Origin of the sequence: Caballeronia sp., from assembly GCF_028292365.1 — a bacterium.
GTDB lineage: Bacteria > Pseudomonadota > Gammaproteobacteria > Burkholderiales > Burkholderiaceae > Caballeronia.
The window spans coordinates 1-3493 of the sequence record NZ_JAQGMM010000512.1; the positions used below are offsets into that span (position 1 = coordinate 1).

Here is a 3493-nt window from a genome sequence, read left to right on the forward strand (position 1 = left end):
CGGCATTGACGATACGATCGTCCGAAGCGGGCAGCGTGACGTAATCGAAGCAATAGTCGCGAATCAAGCGGCGCACCATCGCATCTTCGAGTTGGTGCGCGTCTACAATCGCGACCCAGCCCGCGTCAGTTCGAACAAGCATGTCTTCGATCGCGGCGAGATCATTGGGTAGCTGACATGTTGAGAGATCGAGCAAACCTCCTAACGTACAGCCACTCCACAGAGCCTGTTTTTGAGTCTGCCGCGGAGTGACCAGCGTAACCCCCCAGTCACGTCCCTCGAATTTAGATGTCAGCGACATCGACGCATCTCTACATACGTAGATCAGCTTGCGTGGCGTCGAAATCATAGATACCTCGGTGAGACTTCATCACTTGGCGTCCAATTGCGCTATAGCGCGCCCGGTCGGCGGAGCGAATTACCCGAGAATTATGACGTACAAAAAGGTGACAGAGCAGCCATATAAGCGCTCATGAAACATTTCAATCAGGGCACGGTTTTTTATCGTGTAGACCTGAGAAAGCGTTTCCTACTCGAGTGCTCGACGTCGGTAGTTCGTACTTCAAAGCGAACGCTTGTTACGCGTACATAGCATTCGCGATTGTCCTCTGAACAAAGTCTGACGACCGGCTCTTTCGTTGTGAAATCCTTGGACGTCGGCATGTCTACGGCCTCCGACGAGAGGCATCACCATGAGATAAACACAGAAAAGCGCCTTATATGCATCGACTAGTGTTGAATGACCCTAACACCTTAGCGGCACGTTGAGCATCAAATTGCCACGGGTGCCTTGATGCGAAGATACAACAGATTGAGTTATCGGGACCTCGCCTAAGTCTTGACTAAGTCAAGGGTGGTAACGGATGGCGCATGGAAGGGTGGGGCGGCCGAACTCAATAATTCCATCGTGGATGGAAGTGACATCGCACATACAGCGCAGCAGCTTCGCGCCGTTGCCCATTGTTCATTCACATCGCCGGCATGCGAGCTCGGCTTTGTTTCATAACACGCGGATAGTCACAGGCGCTGCCGTTGCTTATCCCGCCGTTCGGTGCGCCCCCTCACTCGAGACCCCGCGCGCGCGCCAAATATCCAGCTAGCTTCGGCGCTATCGAGGTCACTTCAAAGCACAACTTGGCGGCGAAGCGCACGCGATTGCGAAGGTGGGCGCTCGTTACCGCGCGCCAAAAGCGGCTCGTGTTGAAGTCCGAACGACGCGATTCACGTTCGATCAACTTCTTTCCGTCGGGCAAGTGAACGAAGCAGCAATGCTTGAACCATCGCAGATCGCGATGGGTGTTACCGGTCCAATGTCGGCCGATGGCCTGATAAGCGCCGAGTTCGACGATTTGCTGGCCTTCGTCAGCAAGTGTATTGAGTGCGGCCGAGACAAAAGACTCGTCACCATGATGTTGCAGGCGTGCGACCTCGCTGACATAGCGTTCACAGTGCTCACGTGCGCGTGGAACCAATCTCGTCAGGAACGCCGGCGTGCTGATGAGAAACTCACCGCCATACCAGCGCGGATTAAGCAAATGCCGGCCTGCCACAATCTCAAGATCCTTAATCACGAGGGCACTGCCGTAGGCGGGAAACACCTGGTCCGAGATATCGAACGCACCTACACCGACGTCGGCACAGCGCTGCAGCAGTTCGTCCGCCAGCGGCCTAATGGCGACAATGTCGGAATCTAATAGCAGCAGCAAGGTGTCTGGCGCCAGCATGCCCGCCACTTGTTCCAGTAGGTCGAGCTTGAAATGCGCTGCGTAAAACTCGATCTCTCTCGGTACGTTGACGTTCGTGATCAGGCGATGGACCATGGGTCGCCGCCCTTCGGGGACGGTGGCAAAGCATGAGAGGACGACGTCTGGTGCGTTGGTAAATACATTGAGCGGTGGCATGCCCACATACAGCAAAGTCTTGTTAAGGCAAAGTGCCTGGCGAGCGTACGAGAGCGGATCTTTGCTAGTACTGTTTGGACTCGCTTTCGCATCGATATCAATGAATACCAGCGTGCAGGGAAAAATTTCCATTTGTTTATCTTCTCGATCCTTGGGCAAGAACTTGTTACGTGCTTGAGTCGCTGTTGCGACTGCTCAAGCGTGAGAGATATAGCCCGCATCTGTCCGCCAAAATGCTGGCCGGACGAGCCACACATCCAGCAATTGAGACACGCGGTCGAACCCGGTAGCCGCCGACAGGCCCGCACAGTAAAATTTATCGTTATCCGAATCATCGCGTTTCTATGCGCACTAGTCCTTACTCCCTATTCGGCGCTACGATGCCATCCGAACCCTGTCTTGCATTTTCTATCGGTTGCTCTGTGTCGCCTTTCCACCTCAGTCTCGGCCACTCGATAAGGCTTTGAATGTTTTCTAGACTGTCTGAATACCGAAAGGCGCAGCTAATCCTCATCTAAGAATTCTCGATGGCCGCGATTTTTCCCCGCGATGCCTTTCTTGTGAAGGAGCGTTCTGCGTGCTCGGGTGGAGTGTCATGTGGGTGATGACGCTTCAAACCGGGCGCTCCATGTTCAAAGTGTTGGAGAACGAGTTGCCCAAGACCGTAGCGGGAGCAAATGGGGTTGCGTGGTTAGCGGCTTCTATGCCGGGCTCATATGTTGTTGGACCGAGGCGAAACTGCCCAACGAATCAAAGTACTTCGAACTGCGCCCCGTCAACCCACAAAGCTTGATGGTTTAGCATCCAGATCGGGCAGGAGGGGCTGATGCACGGAGAACCCCTGCGATTACCGCGGGAGCGAATCTGTGCATGTGGCGGTAGTCGCTGCTAGCCGGATGCCACCCCCCTTCGGATCGCGCGAGGGCGCCCTCAACCCGAGAAACACGGATTGCGTATCGATGCTGTGGTTTGCGAATGGTGACTGACAAAGTCTTGTTTGGCACGCCGCGAGTCCGAGCGCCCAGAGCGATTTCGATGAGCTGCGCATAAACGGTCTTCTCGTCTATTGGCCACCCTTCTATGAGCAGGAAGTTGTCAAGGCCTTTCGGCAGACTGACTCACAAATCATCGGTCAGCTCCTTCTGTGCCTCCATGTACGGAAGCGCGTAATCGGGTCAAGGGCAGGCCAAAGCCTGGCGCCAGCGGACCCTTGACGCGCGAAGGGTTCGGTATGCTGAGGAGTGCTGGTGAGGACAGGTTATTGCGCTCGCCAGCATGCAAGCCGGTTCTGGTCGCATATTTACCAACGTCGACATTTGCTGCAATCCGGTCTGCGTCCCTGGTCTGAAGCCGCGGTCATCGCGCGCGTGAGACTCCAGCGTCTCACCCACCTTCCATCCGCTGGCGCTTGGCCAGCCTCATCCTGTATGCGCGTTGCGCTGGAATTTTTCCAGGAAAATGCCCCATCTCTAAGATCCGTTACGTGGGTAACCCGGGTAGCCAACGGGCATGTTCACTTCAAACGGGTCAATACGCAGGTTTCGGACCTTGAATGATTGCGTCGCTATGCTAAACGTTGCCGGCTCAGGCCG

At 55.2% G+C, this 3493-nt stretch carries 2 protein-coding genes; both read right to left on the minus strand.

The window, feature by feature from the left end; all coding sequences use genetic code 11:
* Positions 1-301 (minus strand): VpsR-related response regulator (locus tag JWR14_RS29885; protein WP_299716486.1); only part of this gene is annotated, 301 nt, incomplete at its 3' end.
* Positions 302-1061: 760 nt separating this feature from the next.
* Positions 1062-2033: a hypothetical protein gene (locus tag JWR14_RS29890; protein ID WP_299716489.1), complete on the minus strand. Its 972-nt coding sequence runs from the start codon at positions 2031-2033 to the stop codon at positions 1062-1064.
* Positions 2034-3493 lie beyond the last annotated feature (1460 nt).